This window comes from Ornithinimicrobium pekingense DSM 21552, from assembly GCF_000421185.1.
Lineage (GTDB): Bacteria > Actinomycetota > Actinomycetes > Actinomycetales > Dermatophilaceae > Ornithinicoccus > Ornithinicoccus pekingensis.
On sequence record NZ_ATWJ01000012.1, the window covers coordinates 67,381 to 87,121 of the forward strand.

Below are 19,741 nucleotides of genomic sequence, written 5' to 3' on the forward strand. Positions count from 1 at the left end.
CTCGACCCCCGCACCACGCCATACCCCGTGGGAGGATCGGCAGTGACCGGACCGAGACAGGGAGGTCTCCAGCATGGGTCGCGACGTGCAGCGCGAGCTGCGGGAGGAGCTGCGGGGCGAGGTCGCCTTCGACGACTACACCCGTCACCCGTTCTCCCGCGACGCCAGCATGTACTCCCTGATGCCCCTCGGCGTGGCCTTCCCCCGCGACACCGCCGACGTGGCGGCGGCGGTGCGGGTCGCGGCGCGCCACGGCATACCCGTCACGGCGCGGGGTGCCGGCACGTCGCTGGCCGGGCAGACCACGAGCGAGGGCCTGGTCCTGGACCTGTCCCGGCACCTGCACACGATCGTCGCGCTCGACCCCGAGGCCCGGCGGGCCGTCGTCCAGCCGGGGGTGGTGCAGGACGACCTCAACCGGGCCGCGGCGCCGCACGGGCTGATGTTCGGTCCGGACACCTCGACCTCCGACCGCGCCACGATCGGCGGGATGATCGGCAACAACTCGGCCGGGTCGGGGTCGGTGCGCTACGGCATGACGATCGACCACGTGCGCTCGCTGGAGGTCGTGCTGGCCGACGGCACCGTGACACGGCTCGGACCGCTGACCGCCGAGGAGCTCGTGAGTCGTGCGCGGGAGCCCGGCCTGGCGGGAGCGATCCACCGCGGGCTGCCGGCCATCGTCGAGACGCACCGCGCGGCGATCCAGGAGGGCTTCCCGCCGTTCTGGCGCAGGGCGGGCGGCTACCGGTTGGACCGGCTGATCGGGGGTGCCGGCGCGGCCGACCCCTTCGACCTGGCGCGGTTCGTCGTCGGGGCCGAGGGCACGCTGGTGGTGGTGACCGAGGCCGAGGTCGACCTGGTGCCCCGGCCGAGGCACACCGTCTTCGCGGTCGGGCACTTCACCGGCGCGCAGGAGGCGATCGCCGCCACGACCGACGCGCTGGCGCTGGACCCGGCGCAGGTCGAGCTCATCGACCGCACGATCCTCGACTTCTCGCGCCGCTCGACCGAGTACGCGGGGCTGAGCACGTTCCTCGTCGGCGACCCCGAGGCGCTGCTCTTCGTCTCCTTCGCCGGCGACGACCTCGAGGCGCTCGGCGCGCAGGCCGAGCAGCTGGCCCGGACCTGGCAGGAGCACGGGCACGGGTATGCCACGCTGCGGCTGCCCACCCCCGCCGACCAGCGGGCGCTGCTGAAGGTGCGCAAGGCGGGCCTCGGGCTGCTCATGGCCGCGAGCCGGGGCACCAGCCGGCCGGTGGCCTTCGTCGAGGACACCGCGGTGCCGCCGGAGGTGCTGGCCGACTACACCGCCCGGTTCCGGCAGGTGCTCGACGAGGAGGGGCTGACGGCCGGCTTCTACGGGCACGCGTCGGTGGGCTGCCTGCACGTGCGGCCCTTCGTCGACGTCGCCGACCCGCAGCAGGTCGCCCGGATGCGGCGGGTCGCGGTGCGGGTCAAGGACCTGGTCCGCGAGTTCGGCGGCGTCAACTCCTCCGAGCACGGCGACGGCCTGGCCCGCAGCGAGTTCAACCGGGAGATCTACGGCGACGACCTCTACGAGGCGATGCGCGAGGTCAAGGCGCTCTTCGACCCGGCCGGCACGCTCAACCCCGGCAAGATCGTCGACGCGCCGCCGATGACCGAGCACCTGCGCGACGCGGCCCTGCCGCCGGCGCCGCCCCTGCGCACGCGGCTCGACTTCTCGGTCACCGGCGGGATGCGCGGCGCCGCCGACCGGTGCATGAACATCGGGGTGTGCCGCAAGAGCGGCACGGGGGTCATGTGCCCCTCCTACATGGCGACGCTGCAGGAGGAGGACTCCACGCGCGGCCGGGCCAACGCCCTGGTCAAGGCGCTGTCGGAGGCCGACCCGAAGGCGGCCCTCGGCGACGAGCGGCTGCACGAGGTGCTCGACCTGTGCCTCATGTGCAAGGCGTGCCGCTCGGAGTGCCCGCTCGGTGTCGACATGGCCAAGCTCAAGAGCGAGACGCTGTCCCACCACCACGACGTGCACGGCATACCCCTGCGCTCGCGGGTCTTTGCCGGCATCCGGCGCCTCAACGCGCTGGGGTCGCGGACGGCGGCCGTGGCCAACCTGGCGGGCAGGTTCGGGCCGGGTCGTCGGGCGGTGGAGCGGGCGCTCGGCATCACCTCCCGCCGACCGCTGCCGACCTTCCACGCGACGAACCTCGTGCGGTGGTTCGCGCAGCGGCGCAGCGGCAGCGGGACGGGGACGGGTGGCGCTGGCCGCACGGGCAGCACGGGCAGCACGGGCAGCACGGGCGGCACGGCCGGCGCGGGCGTCGCGGGCGGCGCAGCAGGCACCGGCGCTGTGTCCACGGGCAGTGGCACGGTCCACTTCCTCGCGGACTCCTTCACCACCTTCACCGAGCCGCGCATCGGCCGGGCGGCCGTCGAGCTGCTCGAGCGCGCCGGCTGGGAGGTCGACCTGGTCAGCTCCGGGTGCTGCGGGCGCTCGGCGCTGTCGAAGGGGCTTGTCGACCGGGCGAGGGCCAGCGCCGCCGACCTGGTCTCCACGCTGGCGGCCGGCCCCGTGGGGGCGCCCGTCGTCGGGTGCGAGCCGTCGTGCCTGTTCACCCTGCGCGACGAGACGCTGGCGATGCTGCCGGGTGACGAGCGGGCGGCGGCGGTGGCCGCCCGGGTGCGGCAGGTCGAGGAGCTGCTGGCCGAGGCGGTCGACTCCGGCGCGCTGGAGCTGGCGCCGGACTCGTGGCTGGCCGGGCGGCGCATCCTCTACCACGGGCACTGCCACCAGAAGGCCGAGGTCGGCACCGCCGCGACCGTCGGGCTGCTGCGGCGGATCCCCGGGGCCGAGGTCGTCGAGGTGGACGCCGGCTGCTGCGGCATGGCGGGGTCGTTCGGCTACGAGGCCGAGCACTACGACATCTCGATGCAGATCGGGGAGGACCGGCTCCTCCCGGCGGTGCGGGCCGAGACGTCGCAGACCGTGGTCTGCGCGACCGGCACCTCCTGCCGCGAGCAGATCTTCCACGGCACGGGACGCAGCGCCTGGCACCCGGTCGAGCTGGTGCGCGAGGCCCTCGTGGCCGGCGACGGCCGGCCGGCCGACCGAGGTCCTTCCGACGAGCAGATGCGCTGACCCGGCGACCCCTGCGCTGACCTGTCGTTTTGCCTGCGTGTCGGGGGAACACGCCGGTCGGGACAGCGGGTTCACGACGGAATTGCCTTTTGAGGGGTCATCCGTGGGAGGGTGGAAGTTCACCCAGACCCGGAGGAGGTCTGAAAATGTCCGACCAACCCCAACCCGTTGCCTCTCTCTGGGAGTGGCAGTTTCAAGGGCTGTGCCGCAGCACGAACCCCGACACGTTCTTCCACCCCGAGGGTGAGCGCGGTCCGTCGCGACGCCGCCGGGACGCCCGAGCTGTCGCCATCTGTCAGGAGTGCCCCGTCATCACCCAGTGCCGGGAGCACGCCCTCTCCGTCCGCGAGCCCTACGGGGTGTGGGGCGGCATGACCGAGGAAGACCGCGAGGAGTACTACCGAAAGCAGGTCCGCGAAGCGACGGCCTGATACTGACCGACAGCACGACGCCGGGTTCCCAGTCACGAGACGTCGGCTGCTCCACGGGGGTGGAGCAGCCGACGTCCGTCGTGCGCGGGGTGCCCGGTCATGCACAGCTCCGCGGCCGGGGTGCTGCGGCCCGGTTGCTCCCCACTCACGTACCCATCTTGTGGAGCACGCGTGATGCATCCTGCGTTCTCGACAAGAGCAGTACGTGAGTCGCAGAGGGCGGCCGTGCGTCGCAGAGGGCGGCCGTGCGACGCGCGGGACGGCTCAGCCGCCGGGCAGCACCTCGGTGACCGTCCCGCCGTCGACCTCCCAACGGCGGGTCAGCCGCACCGTCTCCAGCATCCGGCGGTCGTGGGTGACGAGCAGCAGCGTGCCGTCGAAGGCCTCGAGCGCCTGCTCGAGCTGCTCGATCGCGGGCAGGTCGAGGTGGTTGGTCGGCTCGTCGAGCACGAGCAGGTTGACGCCGCGGGCCTGCAGCAGCGCCAGGGCGGCGCGGGTGCGCTCGCCCGGCGACAGTGTCGAGGTCGGCCGCTCGACGTGGCGGCCCACCAGCCCGAACTTGGCCAGCAGGGTGCGCCGGTCGGCGTCGGTCCACTCCGGCAGCTCCAGCGCGAGGACCCGCGCCAGCGTCTGCTCCTCGGAGTCCAGGACCCGGCGGGCCTGGTCGACCTCGCCCACGACGACGCGCGAGCCCGCCGACACGGCCCCCTCGCCGGGGGTCAGCCGGCCCAGGAGCAGCGCCAGCAGCGTCGTCTTGCCCGAGCCGTTGGGCCCGGTGATGGCGACCCGGTCGCCGAGGTCGAGCTGCAGGTCGACCGGCCCGAGGGTGAACGCGCCGGTCGGTCCGCTGCGCCGCACGACGGCGCCGCGCGCCACCGCCACGACGTCCCCCGACCGCGGCGCCGCGGCGATGGAGAACTGCAGCTGCCACTCCTTGCGCGGCTCCTCCACGACGTCCATGCGCTCGATCATCCGCTGGGTCTGACGCGCCTTGGCCGCCTGCTTCTCGGAGGTGGCCTGCTGGTGGAAGCGGATGTTCTTGTCCTTCTCCTTGCGCCGCGCCAGCTTGCTGTTGGCGGCCCGCACGCCCTTGTCCATCCAGTCGCGCTGCATGCGGGCGCGCGCCTCGAGCGCCTGCCGGCGACCGGCATACTCCTCGTAGGCCTCCCGCGCGTGCCGGCGCGTGATCGAGCGCTCCTCGAGGTAGGCGTCGTAGCCGCCGCCGTAGGCCACCACCCGCTGCAGGCTGCGGTCGATCTCGACCACGGTCGTCACGGTCGACGACAGGAACGCGCGGTCGTGGCTGACGAGCACGACCGGCGCGTCGAGCCCGCTCACGAACTCCTCCAGCAGGTCCAGACCTCCGACGTCGAGGTCGTTGGTCGGCTCGTCGAGCAGGTAGCCGTCGTAGCGCGACAGCAGCAGCCCCGCCAGCCCGACCCGGGCAGCCTGCCCGCCCGAGAGCGTGCGCACCTCGCGGTCGAGGTCGACCGCCAGGCCGAGGCGGCCGGCCACCTCCTCGGCGCGCTCGTCCAGGTCGGCCCCGCCGAGCGCGAGCCAGCTCTCCAGCGCGGTCGAGTATGACGTGGCGCTCGCCTCGTCCTCGGGGTGCTCGGCCATCCGCCGGGCGGCCGTGTCCAGCTGCGTCTCGGCCTCCGCGACGCCGGTGCGTCGGGCCAGCGAGCCGCGGATCGTCTCGCCCGCGAGCGCGTCCGACTCCTGGGTGAGCAGCCCCAGGTGCGCGGTGCGTGGGGAGACGGTCACCTCCCCCGCCTCCGGGCGGCGCCGGCCGGCGAGGACGTGCAGCAACGTGGACTTCCCGGCGCCGTTGGGGCCGACGAGGCCGACGACGTCACCGGGGGCGACGACCAGGTCGAGGCCGGAGAACAGCAGGGTGGCCCCGTGGCCGACGGCCACGTCCCGGGCCTGGATGGTCGCGGTCACAGAGCACATCCTCCCTGAAGCCGCGCCCGGCCGACGTCGCGGTCCCGGTGCCGGACCCGCGAGTCCACCTCGCGCCCGGGCAACCGTCCCGTGCGGGGGAAGCTTCCCCGGCACTGGAGCCGTCCCCCGGCGCTGGAGGTTTTCGCAGGTCTCGCCCACCTTTGATACAACAGACAACTGACGCAACGTCAAGTTCCCCCACCGTCCGGAGATCCCGCATGCCCACGACCGTCCAGCCCGCCCCGCCGACGTCGACCGAGGAGGCCAGCGCACGGCGCGCGGTCACGGTCTTCCCCCTGCTCATCCTCGCCGGCGCCGCGGCCGCGTTCTTCGCCCCCGGCGCCTTCGACGGCTGGTCGGCCTACGTCGTCCCGGCGCTCATGGTGATCATGTTCGGGATGGGCCTGACGCTGACGCTGCCCGACTTCGCCCTCGTCGCACGCCGGCCGCTGGTCGTGCTGCTCGGCGTCGCCCTGCAGTACACCGTGATGCCGCTGCTCGCCCTGGGCATCGCCACCGGCCTGGACCTGCCGCCCGCCCTGGCGGCCGGCCTGATCCTCGTCGGCTGCGTGCCCGGCGGCACCTCCTCCAACGTCGTGACCTACCTGGCCCGCGGCGACGTCGCGCTGTCGGTGACGATGACCGCCGTGTCCACGCTGCTGGCCCCGCTCCTGACCCCGTTCATCACGCTGTGGCTGGCCGGGCAGTACCTGCCGGTGCCCGTCGGCGACATGGCCACCTCGATCTTCCAGATCGTCGTCGTCCCGATCGCGGCCGGCCTCGTCCTGCGGGCGGTCCTGCCCCGCGTGGTCGACCGGGTGCAGCCGGCGCTGCCGTGGATCTCGGTGCTGGCCATCACCTTCGTCGTCGTCGCGGTCGTCGCCGCGTCCAGCGCCGCCCTCGCCGCGGCCGGCCTGACCCTGGTGCTCGCGGTCGTCCTGCACAACGGCCTCGGGTATGCCGTCGGCTACGGCCTGGCCACCGCGCTCAAGGTCCCCGTCGCCTCGCGCCGCGCCGTCTCCGTCGAGGTGGGTATGCAGAACTCCGGCCTGGCCTCGGGCCTGGCCACCCAGTACTTCTCCCCCGAGGCCGCGCTGCCCGGCGCGATCTTCTCGGTGTGGCACAACATCTCCGGCGGCCTTCTCGCCTCGCTGTGGGGGCGTCGCCCGACCGGCTGACCGGCGGGCGGCGTGTCCGACGCCGCGCGGCGTCGGCCCGACGGCGGTAGCGTGCCTGCACACCCGTCGCCGCGGAAGGCCCCGCCATGACCGAGAACATGCCGTTCCTGACCGTCCTGCCGCCGGTGCTGGCGATCGTGCTGGTGATCGCCACCCGCAAGGTGCTGCTCAGCCTCGGCGCGGGCGTGCTCGCCTGCGCCCTGCTGGTGGCCGACCTGTCCCCGCTGCCCACGCTGCGGCTGGTGTGGGACGCCTTCTCCGGGATCTTCTGGGAGGAGGGTGCGATCAACACCTACTACGTCTACATCCTCGTCTTCACCCTGCTGCTCGGCATCATCGCCGCCCTGGTGATGATGGCCGGCGGCAGCAGCGCCTTCGCCGACTGGGCGCTGGAGCGGATCCGCACCCGCCGCGGCGCCACCGTCCTGCCGGCGGTGCTGGGCATCGTCATCTTCATCGACGACTACTTCAACGCCCTCGCCGTCGGCCAGGTGTCCCGGCCGGTCACCGACCGCATGCACGTGTCGCGCGCCAAGCTGGCCTACCTCATCGACTCGACGTCGGCGCCGGTCGCGGTGCTGGCCCCCTTCTCCAGCTGGGGCGCCAGCATCATCGGCATCATGGCCCCGATCGTCGCCGGGTCGGCGCTGGCGGTCAGCGACGTCGAGGCCTTCCTCGGCGCCGCGGCCATGAACTACTACGCGATCGGCGCCGTGCTGCTCGTCTGGGTCGTCGTGCTGCTGCAGCTCGACCTCGGTCCGATGCGCACGGAGGAGCGACGCGCCATCCGTGAGGGGAAGACCTACGACGCCTCCGAGGAGGTGCCCGGCGAGCTGGCCGAGGACCTGCCCGTGCACGAGCCGGGCGCCAAGCGGGCCCTGGTCGTGCCCTTCCTCGTCCTCGTCGCCGGCGTGCTCGGCGGGATCGTGTGGACCGGCTACCAGGCGGGCGGCAGCTGGGCGGTCCTGGACGTGCTGGCCAACACCGCGGTGACCGACGCCCTGCTCTGGGGCGGCCTGCTCGGCACCGCGGTCGCCCTCTACTACTACGTCCGCTACACCACCTCCAACCCCCGCTTCTCCCCCTCGACGCTCGGCCGGGGCCTGTGGGAGGGCGTCTCCTCGATGCTCCCGGCCGTCTACATCCTGCTGCTGGCCTGGATGCTGGGCTACCTCATCGGCGAGCTCGGCACCGGCGAGTACCTCGGCGGCCTCGTCGAGCGCACCGACCTGCCGGCCTCCTGGCTCATCCCGCTGATGTTCGTGCTCGCCGGCGCGATGGCCTTCTCCACCGGCACCTCGTGGGGCTCCTTCGGCATCCTGCTGCCGATCGCCGGCCAGATCATGAACACCGTCGAGGGCGGCCCCGAGCTGCTGCTGCCGGCCTTCGGCGCGGTGCTCGCCGGCGCGGTGTGGGGCGACCACTGCTCCCCCATCAGCGACACGACGATCCTGTCCAGCACCGGCGCCGGCTGCAACGTCATCACGCACGTCACCACCCAGCTGCCCTACGCGGTGGTCGGGGCGCTCGTCGCCCTCCTAGGGTATGTCGTGTTCGCCGTCACCCTGAGCACCTGGCTCGGTCTGCTCGCCGTCGCCGTCGGCCTCGTCGTGGTCGGCGTCCTGGCCAAGGTGGTGTCCACGCGGCTCGAGGATGAGATCCCCGAGGACGAGCAGGCCGACATCAGGACCGCCTCGGCGTCCTGAGGCCGCACGCCGGCCCGCCGGACGGGCGACGCACCGACAGACCGCCACAGGTAGGGTCCGAGCGTTCACGCCCGAGGAGGAGGAACGCATGAGCATCCACGGCACCGTCGTCGACCTGCGCGCCGGCGGCTACGCGGCACAGGTGGGGCAGGTCGGGGCGACCCTGCTCTCCCTCACCCACGACAGGCACCGGCTCGTCGACCCGGTCCCGCTCGACGGTCTCGACGACGCCTGGCGCGGACGCACGCTCGTGCCGTGGCCCAACCGGGTGGCCGGCGGCCGCTACCAGGTGGGCGGGGAAGCGTACGAGCTCCCGGTCAACGAGCACGAGACCGGGGCCGCGCTGCACGGCCTCGGCGCCTTCCAGCGGTGGGAGCTCGTGGAGCGCACCGGCAGCAGCGCCACCTGGGCGCTGGAGCTGCCGGCCGCCTACGGCTACCCCTTCCAGGTGCGGTGCGTGACGACCTACGCCCTCGACGCCGACAGCGGGCTGTCCGTCACGGTCGAGGGGACCGCCGTGGGCCCGTCGGCCGCCCCCTTCGGCGCCTCCACCCACCCCTACCTGACCTGCGACGGCCGGCCGCTCGACGAGTGCCGCGTGAGCCTGCCGGCCGCGTCCGTGCTGCTCACCGACGACCGAGGGACACCGACACGGCTGGTGCCGGTGGCCGAGGCGGACCTCGACCTGGGGGCGCCGACCGCGCTCGACGGGGTCACGGCCGACCACGCCTTCACTGACCTGCCGCGGTCGTGGGCTGTCGAGCTGACCCACCCGACGTCGCCGGGCGTGCGGCTCGACAGCGACGCCCCGTGGGTGCAGCTCTACACCGGCGAGCGCATCGGGCGGCGCGCCGCGGCGGTCGAGCCGATGACCTGCCCGCCGGACGCCTTCAACCGCGACCCCGACGGCGTCCTGCTCCGCCCGGGCGAGAGCCGGGCGGTGTCCCTGCGGATCAGCGTGCTCAGCCCGGGCGGCTGAGGCTCTCCTGCGGCGCGCGGGCGGTGGCCGCGCCGCCGCCGGCGGTTCCCGGCGTCGTCGCGTCGCTGCCGGCCGCACCCGCAGGCGCTCCGGTGCTGCGCCGCACGACCAGGGCGGGCGAGACCAGCACCTCCGGCTCGACCTCCGTGCCCTCCACCAGCCGCACGAGCTGCTCGATGCCGACCTCGCCGGCGCGGCGGAACTCCTGCTCGACCGTCGTCAGCGGCGGGTAGTACCACCCGCTCTCCGGGGTGTTGTCGTAGCCCACGACGCTGACGTCCTCGGGCACCCGCAGCCCGCTCTCGCACAGCGCGGACAGCACCCCTAGCGCCATCTGGTCGTTGGCGACGTAGACGGCCGTCACGCCGGCGTCGCGCAGGGCCGGCCACGCCTCGTAGCCGGAGCGGGCCGACCAGTCGCCGTCGGCCTTGCCGGCCGGCGCCAGCCCGGAGGCGGCCAGCACGCTCTCGAAGCCCACGGTGCGCAGCCGCGCCTCCGACCAGTCCGGGGGGCCGGCGACGAGCCCGATCCTGGTGTGGCCCAACGAGACCAGGTGCTCGGCCGCCAGCTCGCCACCGTGCACGTTGTCGCTGGCGACCAGCGGACGGCCGGGCAGCCTGGCCTCCAGCGCCAGCACCGGCAGCTCCCGCGGGATCACCGAGTCGACCAGCCCGGCCTGCTCGTCGGTCGGGGCGACCACGACCAGCCCCTCGACGTCGCGCTGCAGCAGGTCGTCGAGCAGGCCGCGGGCCTGGTCCAGGCCCAGACCGGCCAGAGAGACGGTATGCGGCGTGTAGCCGCGGGCGCGGGCCGCGGCCTCCACGCCCTGGATCGTCGACATCGGGCCGAAGTAGGGGCCGACGAACGTCACCACCCCGATCACCCGGCTGCGACGGGCGGCGAGGCTGCGGGCGGAGGCGCTGGGGCGGTAGCCCAGCCGCGCCATCGCCTCGCGGACCCGCTCGGAGGTGCCGGCCGCCACGTTGGGGGCGTCGTTGATGACCCGCGAGACCGTCTGGTGCGAGACCCCCGCCTCGCGCGCCACGTCATACATCGTCGGGCGCCGCCTCGCTGCTGCCATGCCGCCATCCTTCCACGGTCCGACCGCGCCGCCGTGACGAGATCGTGATCTGGGAGGGCTTGACACGTCCCAGATTGTGAGCGCTAACGTACCCCCATACGTGAGCGCTCACAACCGTCCGTCCGGAGGGCTGGAGCGCCGACCTCAACGGCGAGGAAGGAGACCGATGAACCCCGCCGCAGCCCCCCGGTCGACCCCAGGCACCCCCGGCGACGCGCTCGTCGTGGGGGTCGACTACGGCACCCTCTCGGGCCGCGCGGTCGTGGTCCGGGTGCGCGACGGGCAGATCCTCGGCTCCGCCGTCCACGCCTACCCGCACGCGGTGATGGAGCGCGAGCTGACCGCCGGCCCGGCGGCCGAGGCCGGCTCGCCGCTCGCGCTGCCCCCGGACTGGGCGCTGCAGGTGCCGGGCGACTACGTCGAGGTGCTCAAGGTCGCGGTGCCCGAGGCGCTGCGGCAGGCGCAGGCCGAGCACGGGGCGCGCGCCGAGCAGGTCGTGGGCATCGCCACCGACTTCACCGCCTGCACGATGGTGCCGACCACCGAGGACGGCACGCCGCTGTCGGAGCTGCCGGGCCTCGGCGACCGCCCGCACGCCTACGTCAAGCTGTGGAAGCACCACGCGGCGCAGCCGCACGCCGACCTCGTCAACGCCGTGGCCCACGAGCGCGGCGAGCCGTGGATCGCCCGCTACGGCGGCCTCATCTCCTCGGAGTGGGAGTTCGCCAAGGGGCTGCAGCTGCTCCAGGAGGACCCCGAGCTCTACGACCGGATGCGGCACTGGGTCGAGGCGGCCGACTGGATCGTCTGGCAGCTGAGCGGCACCTACGTGCGCAACGCCTGCACCGCCGGCTACAAGGGCATCCTGCAGGAGGGGTCCTACCCCTCCCGCGACTTCCTCGCCGCGCTCGACCCGGCCTTCGCCGGCTTCGTCGACGACAAGCTGGCCCACCCGGTCGGCCCGCTCGGCGCCCGCGCCGGCTCGCTGACCGCGCAGGCGGCCGCGTGGACCGGCCTGCCGGAGGGCATCGCGGTCGCGGTCGGCAACGTCGACGCCCACGTCACCGCGCCGGCGGCCAACGCCGTCGAGCCCGGCCAGATGGTCGCGATCATGGGCACCTCCACCTGCCACGTGATGAACGGTGACGCCGTCCGTGAGGTCCCGGGCATGTGCGGGGTCGTCGACGGCGGCATCGTCGAGGGCCTGTGGGGCTACGAGGCCGGGCAGTCCGGCGTCGGCGACATCTTCGGCTGGTTCGTCGACCACGGGGTCCCGGCCGGCTACCACGAGCAGGCGGCTGCCCGCGGCATCTCCACCCACGAGCTGCTCACCGAGCTGGCCGCCGACCAGCAGGTCGGCCAGCACGGCCTGGTCGCCCTCGACTGGCACTCCGGCAACCGCTCGGTCCTCGTGGACCACGAGCTGTCCGGCCTCGTCCTCGGCCAGACGCTGGCCACCCGCGCCGAGGACGTCTACCGGGCGCTGCTGGAGGCCACCGCCTTCGGCACCCGGGTCATCGTCGAGGCCTTCGACGCCTCGGGGGTCCCGGTGACCGAGCTCATCGTGGCCGGCGGCCTGCTCAAGAACCGCCTGCTCATGCAGATCTACGCCGACGTCACCCGGCTGCCGCTGTCGACGATCGCCACCGACCAGGGGCCAGCGCTCGGCTCGGCCATCCACGCCGCGGTCGCCGCCGGCGCCTACCCCGACGTCCGCGCCGCGGCCGCCGCGATGGGCAAGGTCGACCGCGCCGTCTACACCCCCGACGAGGGCCGGGCACGGCTCTACGACCGTCTCTTCGCGGAGTACCGCCTGCTGCACGACCACTTCGGCCGCGGCGGCAACGACGTCATGCACCGGCTGCGGGCCTACCGGCGCGAGGCCCTCGCCGCCGGCCCCGCGCCGCGCCCCACGCGCGAGCCCGCCGCCGTCGGGACGGAGGCGCCGTGAGCCTCACCGCATACCCGCAGGCCGTGCGGGAGGAGGTCGCCCGCGTGCGCGAGGTCGTCGCGCGGCTGCACGCCGAGCTGCCCCGCTGGGAGCTGGTCGTGTGGACCGCCGGCAACGTCTCGCAGCGCGTGGAGGGCGCCGACCTGTTCGTCATCAAGCCCAGCGGCGTCGGCTACGACGAGCTCACCCCGGAGGCGATGGTGGTGTGCGACCTCGACGGCACCCTCGTCGACGGCGACCGCTCCCCCTCCTCCGACACCGCCGCCCACGCCTACGTCTACCGGCACCTGCCCGAGGTCGGCGGCGTCGTCCACACCCACAGCACCTACGCGACCGCCTGGGCCGCGCGGGGCGAGGAGATCCCCTGCGTGCTGACGATGATGGCCGACGAGTTCGGCGGGCCGGTCCCGGTCGGGCCGTTCGCCCTCATCGGCGACGACTCGATCGGCCGCGGCATCGTCGAGACCCTGCACCGCTCCCGCAGCCGCGCCGTGCTCATGCAGAGCCACGGCCCCTTCACCGTCGGCCCGGACGCCCGCGCCGCCGTCAAGGCCGCCGTGCTCGTCGAGGAGGTCGCCCGCACCGTGCACGTCGCCCGCCAGCTCGGCGACCCGCTGCCGATCCCGCAGGCCGACGTCGACCGCCTCTACGAGCGCTACCAGAACGTCTACGGCCAGCGACCGTCCACCACCACCGACCGCCACACGCAGGAGACCCACGCATGACCAAGCCCTACGGCGAGCGCGAGATCTGGTTCTGCACCGGCAGCCAGGACCTCTACGGCGAGGACACCCTGCGCCAGGTCGCCGAGCAGAGCCGGCGCATCGCCGCCCAGCTCGACGTCTCGGCCGCCGTCCCGGCGAAGGTCGTGTGGAAGCCGGTGCTCAAGGACCGCGACTCCATCCACCGGATGGCGCTGGAGGCCACCGCCGACGAGCGGTGCATCGGCGTCGTGGCGTGGATGCACACCTTCTCCCCCGCCAAGATGTGGATCGCCGGGCTCGGCGCGCTCGACGTGCCGCTGCTGCACCTGCACACCCAGGCCGACGTCGCGCTGCCGTGGTCGACGATCGACATGGACTTCATGAACCTCAACCAGGCCGCGCACGGCGACCGCGAGTTCGCCTACGTGCAGACCCGGATGGGGGTGCGGCGCACCACCGTCGCCGGGCACGTCTCGAGCGAGACCGTGCAGCGCCGGGTCGGCAGCTGGGTGCGTGCCGCCGCCGGATGGGACGCGGTGCGCTCGCTGCGGCTGGTGCGCTTCGGCGACAACATGCGCAACGTTGCGGTGACCGAGGGCGACAAGACCGAGGCCGAGATCCGGCTCGGGGTCTCCGTCAACACCTGGGGCGTGAACGACCTGGTCGAGGCGGTCGAGGCCGTCGAGGACGGCGCCGTCGACAGCCTCGTCGCCGAGTACGAGGACCTCTACGACGTGGCCCCCGAGCTGCGCCGCGGCGGGGACCGGCACGGCTCGCTGCGGTATGGCGCACGCCAGGAGCTCGCCCTCCTCACCTTCCTGCAGGGTGCCGGGGCCGGGGCGTTCACCACGACCTTCGAGGACCTGGGCGGCCTGCGGCAGCTGCCCGGCCTGGCCGTGCAGCGGCTCATGGCCGCCGGCTACGGCTTCGGCGCCGAGGGCGACTGGAAGACCGCGATCCTGGTCCGCGCCGCCAAGGTCATGGGCGAGGGGCTGCCCGGGGGCGCATCGCTCATGGAGGACTACACCTACGACCTCACCCCCGGCGAGGAGCTCATCCTCGGCGCCCACATGCTCGAGATCTGCCCGTCGCTGACGACGTCACGCCCCAGCCTGCAGATCCACCCGCTGTCGATCGGCGGTCGCGAGGACCCGGTGCGCCTGGTCTTCTCCGCCGACGCCGGCGAGGGCGTCGTCGTCGCGATGTCGGACATGCGCGAGCGCTTCCGGCTGACCGCCAACGCCGTGGACGTGGTGACGCCTCCGGCGGCGCTTCCCCGTCTGCCGGTGGCGCACGCCGTGTGGCGCCCGCGCCCCGACTTCGCCACCTCGGCCGAGTCCTGGATGCTCGCCGGCGCGGCGCACCACACGGTGCTGTCCACGCAGGTCGGCGTCGAGGAGTTCGCCATCCTCGCCGACATCGCCGGCACCGAGCTGCTCGTCATCGACGAGGAGACCACCACCCGCGGCTTCGCCGACCAGGTCCGGTGGAACGCCGCCTACCACCGGCTGGCCCAGGGGCTGTGAGCCCCGGGGCCCGGCCGCCCGGGCAACCGCATCATCATCAGCACCGCACACAAGGAGAAGGAACGATGACCAACCGCATCCGACGAATCACCGCCATCGCGGCGGCGGGCACGCTCGTGCTCGGCCTGGCCGCCTGCGGCGGCGAGGGCGCCGGCGACACCGGCGGCGACGAGAGCGCCGCCCCCGGCGGGGGCGGCGAGGAGGACCTGATGGTCGGCGTCGCGATGCCGACGCAGACCTCCGAGCGCTGGATCGCCGACGGCGAGTCCGTGCAGGCCGGGCTGGAGGAGGCCGGCTACACGGTCGACCTGCAGTTCGCCAACGACGACATCCCCACCCAGTCCCAGCAGATCGACCAGATGATCACCAACGGCGCCGACGCCCTGGTGATCGCGGCCATCGACGGCACCGCGCTGTCCAGCCAGCTCGACGCCGCGGCCGCCGCGGACATCCCGGTCATCGCCTACGACCGGCTCATCCGCGACAGCGAGCACGTGGACTTCTACGTGACGTTCGACAACTACAACGTCGGCGTCCAGCAGGCCACCTCCCTGCTCGTGGGCCTGGGCATCCTCGACCAGGACGGCGGGGAGACCGGCGAGGAGGGGCCGTTCAAGATCGAGCTGTTCGCCGGCTCGCTCGACGACAACAACGCCCACTTCTTCTGGCAGGGCGCGATGGACACGCTGCAGCCGTACCTGGACTCCGGCGTCCTCGAGGTCCCCTCGGGCCAGATGGACATCGAGCAGGCCGCCACCCTGCGCTGGCAGCAGGAGACCGCGCAGAAGCGCATGGAGGACCTGCTCACCAGCTCCTACGGCGGCGGCAGCGAGGAGCTGCACGGCGTGCTCTCCCCCTACGACGGCCTCTCGCGCGGCATCATCACCGCCCTGCAGAACGCCGGCTACGGGACCACCATCGAGGACGGTCTGCCGGTCGTCACCGGCCAGGACGCCGAGATCGCCTCGGTCAAGCTGATCGCCGACGGAGTGCAGTTCGCCACGATCTTCAAGGACACCCGCAAGCTGGCCGACCAGGCCGTGATCTCCGTGGAGTCCTACCTGCAGGGGCAGGAGGCCGAGGCCAACGACACCGAGAGCTACGACAACGGCGTCAAGGTCGTCCCGTCCTACCTGCTCGAGTCCGACATCGTCTACCAGGACACCATCGAGCCGCTGCTCGTCGAGTCCGGCTACTGGACCGCCGAGGAGGTCGAGTCGGGCGTGGCCGAGTGAGGCCTGCCTGACCCGATGACGACCCCGTCCCGGCCCGGCCGCGCGTGCGGCCGGGCCGGGGCACCACCCCATACCCCTCAAAGACCGGTGAGGACGGACGGCATGACCGACTCGATCCTGCAGATGCGGGACATCACCAAGACCTTCCCGGGCGTCAAGGCCCTCCAGGACGTCAACCTCGACGTGCGCCGCGGCGAGATCCACGCGATCTGCGGGGAGAACGGCGCCGGCAAGTCGACGCTGATGAAGGTGCTCTCCGGGGTCTACTCCCACGGCAGCTACACCGGCCAGATCCTGCTCGACGGGCAGGAGGTGCGTTTCTCCTCGATCAACGACAGCGAGGAGCAGGGCGTCGTCATCATCCACCAGGAGCTGGCGCTCGTGCCGCACCTGTCGGTGGCCGAGAACATGTTCCTGGGCAACGAGCGGCGCGGCAGGCTGGGCCTCATCGACTGGCGCCAGACCAACGCCGACGCCGCCGAGCTCATGGCGCGGGTGGGGCTGCGCGAGAACCCGGTCACCAAGATCGGCCACCTGGGCGTGGGCAAGCAGCAGCTCGTGGAGATCGCCAAGGCGCTGTCCAAGGACGTGCGCCTGCTCATCCTCGACGAGCCGACGGCGGCCCTGAACGACACCGACTCCGAGCACCTGCTCGGCCTGCTGCGCCAGCTCAACGCCAGCGGCGTCACCTGCATCATGATCTCCCACAAGCTGGGCGAGATCGCCTCGATCGCCGACCGGACCACCATCCTGCGCGACGGGCGGACCGTCGAGACGCTGGACATGAGCGGCCCGGACACGACCCAGGACCGGATCATCCGCGGCATGGTCGGCCGCGACCTCGAGCACCGCTACCCCGAGCGCACCCCGCAGGTGGGCGAGGAGCTCTTCCGCGTCGAGGGCTGGACCGTCGACCACCCGAGCCAGACCGGGCGCAGGGTCGTCGAGGACGCCTCGTTCACCGTCCGCGCCGGCGAGGTCGTCGGTATCGCCGGCCTCATGGGCGCCGGGCGGACCGAGCTGGCGATGAGCCTGTTCGGCCGCAGCTGGGGGCACTACGTCTCCGGCTCGACCTACCTGCACGGCCAGCAGGTGCGGATGCGGACCGTGGACGAGGCGATCGACGCCGGGCTGGCCTACGCCACCGAGGACCGCAAGTACTACGGCCTCAACCTCATCGACGACGTCCGCCACAACACCAGCGCCGCGGCCCTGGACAAGGTCTCCCGGGCCGGGTGGGTCAACGGGCTCGAGGAGCTCAAGGTCGCGAACGACTTCCGCAGGAGCCTCAACACCAAGACCCCGTCGGTGCTCTCCCCCGTGGGCAAGCTCTCCGGCGGCAACCAGCAGAAGGTCGTGCTGGCCAAGTGGCTGATGACCGAGCCCGAGGTGCTCATCCTCGACGAGCCCACGCGCGGCATCGACGTCGGGGCCAAGTTCGAGATCTACACGATCATCAACCGCATGGTGGCCGAGGGCAAGGGCGTCCTGGTCATCTCCTCCGAGCTGCCCGAGCTGCTCGGCATCTGCGACCGCATCTACACCCTCGCCTCCGGGCGGATCACCGGTGAGCTCCCGCGCGCGGAGGCCACCCAGGAACGCCTCATGGCCCTCATGACGATGGAGAAGGAGACTGCCCGATGACGACGCCGTCGACACTGGACGCCAAGGACACGGTCACTCAGAAGGAGGAGCCGCCGGCCTCGACGATGAACATCCGCGAGCTCCTCACCCACAACCTGCGGCAGAGCGGCATCCTGGTCGCCTTCGTGGCGATCGTGGCGCTGTTCTCGCTGCTGCACCCCAACTTCCTGTCGCCGGGCAACATCACCAACATCGTCCTGCAGTACTCCTACATCCTCATCCTGGCGATCGGGATGATCATCGTCATCATCGGCGGGCACATCGACCTGTCGGTCGGCTCCCTGGTCGCGCTGACCGGCGCCACCTCGGCCGTCCTCGTGGTGCAGAACGGCATGCCGTGGTACGTCGGGGCGCTGGCCGCCCTCGGCGTCGGCATCCTGGCCGGCATGTGGCAGGGCTTCTGGGTCGCCTACGTCGGGATCCCCGCCTTCATCGTGACCCTCGCGGGCATGCTCATCTTCCGCGGGCTGACCTTCCTGGTGCTGGACAACATCTCGCTGTCGCCCTTCGGCGGCACCTACTACGAGATCGCCAACGGCTTCCAGAACGGCCTGTTCGGCGGCCGGGGCGTCGACGTCTTCACCCTGGTGATCTTCGCCATCGGCGTCGCGGGGTATGCGGTGAACTCCTGGCGCGGGCGCCGCGCGGCGATCCGCTACAAGCAGGAGGTCGTCGGGCTGCCGCTCTTCGTCCTCAAGATCGTCCTGGTCGCCGCCGTCGTCATGTGGTTCGCCTACCAGCTGGCCACCAGCCGCGGCCTGCCCAACGTGCTGATCCTGCTGGCCTTCCTGGTGCTGATCTACGGCCTGGTGACCCAGCGCACCGTCTTCGGTCGCAACGTCTACGCCATCGGCGGCAACCTGCACGCCGCCCAGCTCTCCGGGGTCAAGGTCAAGAAGGTCAACTTCCTCATCTTCGTCAACATGGGCCTGCTCGCCGCGGTCGCCGGCATCGTCTACTCCTCGCGGATGAACGGTGCCCAGCCGGGCGCGGGCAACATGTTCGAGCTCGACGCGATCGCCGCGTGCTTCATCGGCGGCGCGGCCGTGACCGGCGGTGTCGGGCGGGTCACCGGCGCCATCATCGGCGGCCTGATCATGGCCGTGATGAGCAACGGCATGCAGCTCATGGGCATCGACCAGTCGATCCAGCAGGTCGTCAAGGGCATGGTGCTGCTGCTGGCCGTCGCCTTCGACGTCTACAACAAGCGGCGGGCGGGCAACTGATGGCCGGCACCACCAACGCGACCATGGAGCACCGCGCCGTCCCCCGCCTCGGGCGCGAGCTGTCCGTCGTCGGCCTCGGCTGCTGGCAGCTGGGCGCCGACTGGGGCGACGTGCCGCAGGAGCGGGCGGTGGCGATCCTGGAGGCGGCGGCCGACGCGGGCGTCACCTTCCTCGACACCGCCGACGTCTACGGCGACGGGCGCTCCGAGCGGCTCGTCGGCGCCTTCGTGCACGAGCACGCCCGCGACCGGTTCACCGTGGCCACCAAGATGGGCCGACGGGCCGACCCGCACACGTCCGCGCAGTTCACCCCCGACAACCTGCGCCGGTGGAACGACCGGTCGCGCGAGCTGCTCGGCGACGACACCCTCGACCTGGTCCAGCTGCACTGCCCGCCGACCGAGGTCTACCACCGCGACGACGTCTTCGACACCCTCGACGAGATGGTGGCCGAGGGCCGGATGCGCGCCTACGGCGTCTCGGTCGAGACCGTCGCCGAGGCCCTGGCGGCGATCGCCCGGCCGCACGTGGCCAGCGTGCAGATCATCCTCAACGTCTTCCGGCGCAAGCCGCTGGAGGAGGTCACCGGCGCCGGCGCCGAGGCTGGTGTCGGCATCATCGCGCGGGTCCCGCTCGCCTCGGGCCTGCTCACCGGCAAGTTCGACGAGACCTCCACCTTCGCCGACGACGACCACCGGCAGTTCAACCGGCACGGCGAGGCCTTCGACGTCGGCGAGACCTTCGCCGGTGTCCCCTACGAGGTCGGCGTGCAGGCGGCCCGGGAGTTCTCCGCGGTCGACGGTCCGGGCACCCCGGCGCAGCGCGCCCTGCGCTGGATCGTCGACCAGCCAGGGGTCACCACCACGATCCCGGGCGCCAGCAGCCCCGACCAGGCCCGCGCCAACGCGGCGGCCGCTGCGCTGCCGCCTCCGACCGAGGAGGCGGCCCGGGCCTACGCCGACCTCTACGACCGACGCATCCGGGAGCACGTGCACGGCCGCTGGTGAGGGCG

General features: G+C 72.7%; 14 protein-coding genes. 12 read left to right on the forward strand and 2 right to left on the reverse strand.

Annotated features, from left to right (window positions below):
* The first annotated feature begins 73 nt into the window (after nt 1–73).
* Entirely contained in the window at nt 74–3,124 is a 3,051-nt protein-coding gene (locus K330_RS21235; protein WP_022922301.1) for an FAD-binding and (Fe-S)-binding domain-containing protein, read from the forward strand.
* Nucleotides 3,125–3,270: 146 nt separating this feature from the next.
* Entirely contained in the window at nt 3,271–3,555 is a 285-nt protein-coding gene (locus K330_RS0113255) for a WhiB family transcriptional regulator (RefSeq protein WP_022922302.1), read from the forward strand.
* A 264-nt stretch (nt 3,556–3,819) separates the two neighbouring features.
* Here the strand turns inward: K330_RS0113255 and K330_RS0113260 are convergent, their stop codons facing one another.
* On the reverse strand, nt 3,820–5,499 hold the full coding sequence (locus K330_RS0113260; protein WP_022922303.1) for an ABC-F family ATP-binding cassette domain-containing protein: 1,680 nt from the start codon (nt 5,497–5,499) through the stop codon (nt 3,820–3,822).
* A 218-nt stretch (nt 5,500–5,717) separates the two neighbouring features.
* Here K330_RS0113260 and K330_RS0113265 point away from each other — a divergent pair, with 218 nt between their 5' ends.
* From K330_RS0113265 to K330_RS0113275, 3 genes are all read left to right on the forward strand, one after another.
* Nucleotides 5,718–6,677, forward strand: coding sequence for a bile acid:sodium symporter family protein (locus tag K330_RS0113265; RefSeq protein WP_022922304.1), 960 nt, complete (start codon nt 5,718–5,720; stop codon nt 6,675–6,677).
* A gap of 86 nt (nt 6,678–6,763) precedes the next feature.
* The gene (locus K330_RS21240; RefSeq protein WP_022922305.1) at nt 6,764–8,383 is read left to right on the forward strand and encodes a Na+/H+ antiporter NhaC family protein; all 1,620 of its coding nucleotides are present in this window, start codon (nt 6,764–6,766) and stop codon (nt 8,381–8,383) included.
* A gap of 88 nt (nt 8,384–8,471) precedes the next feature.
* On the forward strand, nt 8,472–9,362 hold the full coding sequence (locus tag K330_RS0113275; protein WP_022922306.1) for an aldose-1-epimerase: 891 nt from the start codon (nt 8,472–8,474) through the stop codon (nt 9,360–9,362).
* On the opposite strand, the gene K330_RS21245 is transcribed toward K330_RS0113275, so the two are convergent.
* Nucleotides 9,346–10,443 carry a LacI family DNA-binding transcriptional regulator gene (locus tag K330_RS21245; RefSeq protein ID WP_202804528.1) on the reverse strand — a complete coding sequence of 366 codons (1,098 nt, stop codon included), beginning with the start codon at nt 10,441–10,443 and terminating at the stop codon, nt 9,346–9,348. The two genes, K330_RS0113275 and K330_RS21245, sit on opposite strands and share 17 nt — an antisense overlap.
* Before the next feature lie 166 nt (nt 10,444–10,609).
* Between K330_RS21245 and K330_RS21250 the strand changes: the two genes are divergently transcribed.
* The 7 genes from K330_RS21250 to K330_RS0113315 all read left to right on the forward strand — a co-directional run bounded on the left by K330_RS21250 (nt 10,610) and on the right by K330_RS0113315 (nt 19,736).
* The gene (locus tag K330_RS21250; protein WP_022922308.1) at nt 10,610–12,394 is read left to right on the forward strand and encodes a ribulokinase; all 1,785 of its coding nucleotides are present in this window, start codon (nt 10,610–10,612) and stop codon (nt 12,392–12,394) included.
* On the forward strand, nt 12,391–13,119 hold the full coding sequence (locus K330_RS0113290) for an L-ribulose-5-phosphate 4-epimerase (RefSeq protein ID WP_022922309.1): 729 nt from the start codon (nt 12,391–12,393) through the stop codon (nt 13,117–13,119). The genes K330_RS21250 and K330_RS0113290 overlap by 4 nt, the downstream gene beginning before the upstream one ends.
* Nucleotides 13,116–14,624 carry an L-arabinose isomerase gene (gene araA / locus K330_RS0113295; protein ID WP_022922310.1) on the forward strand — a complete coding sequence of 503 codons (1,509 nt, stop codon included), beginning with the start codon at nt 13,116–13,118 and terminating at the stop codon, nt 14,622–14,624. The genes K330_RS0113290 and araA overlap by 4 nt, the downstream gene beginning before the upstream one ends.
* A gap of 65 nt (nt 14,625–14,689) precedes the next feature.
* Nucleotides 14,690–15,859 (forward strand): multiple monosaccharide ABC transporter substrate-binding protein, encoded by a 1,170-nt coding sequence (chvE, locus tag K330_RS0113300; protein WP_022922311.1) that lies wholly within the window; start codon nt 14,690–14,692, stop codon nt 15,857–15,859.
* A gap of 102 nt (nt 15,860–15,961) precedes the next feature.
* Nucleotides 15,962–17,503 (forward strand): multiple monosaccharide ABC transporter ATP-binding protein, encoded by a 1,542-nt coding sequence (gene mmsA / locus K330_RS0113305; RefSeq protein WP_022922312.1) that lies wholly within the window; start codon nt 15,962–15,964, stop codon nt 17,501–17,503.
* 65 nt (nt 17,504–17,568) lie between these two features.
* Complete coding sequence (gene mmsB, locus K330_RS0113310; RefSeq protein ID WP_029202651.1) at nt 17,569–18,729, forward strand: multiple monosaccharide ABC transporter permease; 1,161 nt, start codon at nt 17,569–17,571, stop codon at nt 18,727–18,729.
* Nucleotides 18,730–18,752: 23 nt separating this feature from the next.
* On the forward strand, nt 18,753–19,736 hold the full coding sequence (locus K330_RS0113315) for an aldo/keto reductase (protein WP_029202652.1): 984 nt from the start codon (nt 18,753–18,755) through the stop codon (nt 19,734–19,736).
* The last annotated feature ends 5 nt before the right edge of the window (nt 19,737–19,741 follow it).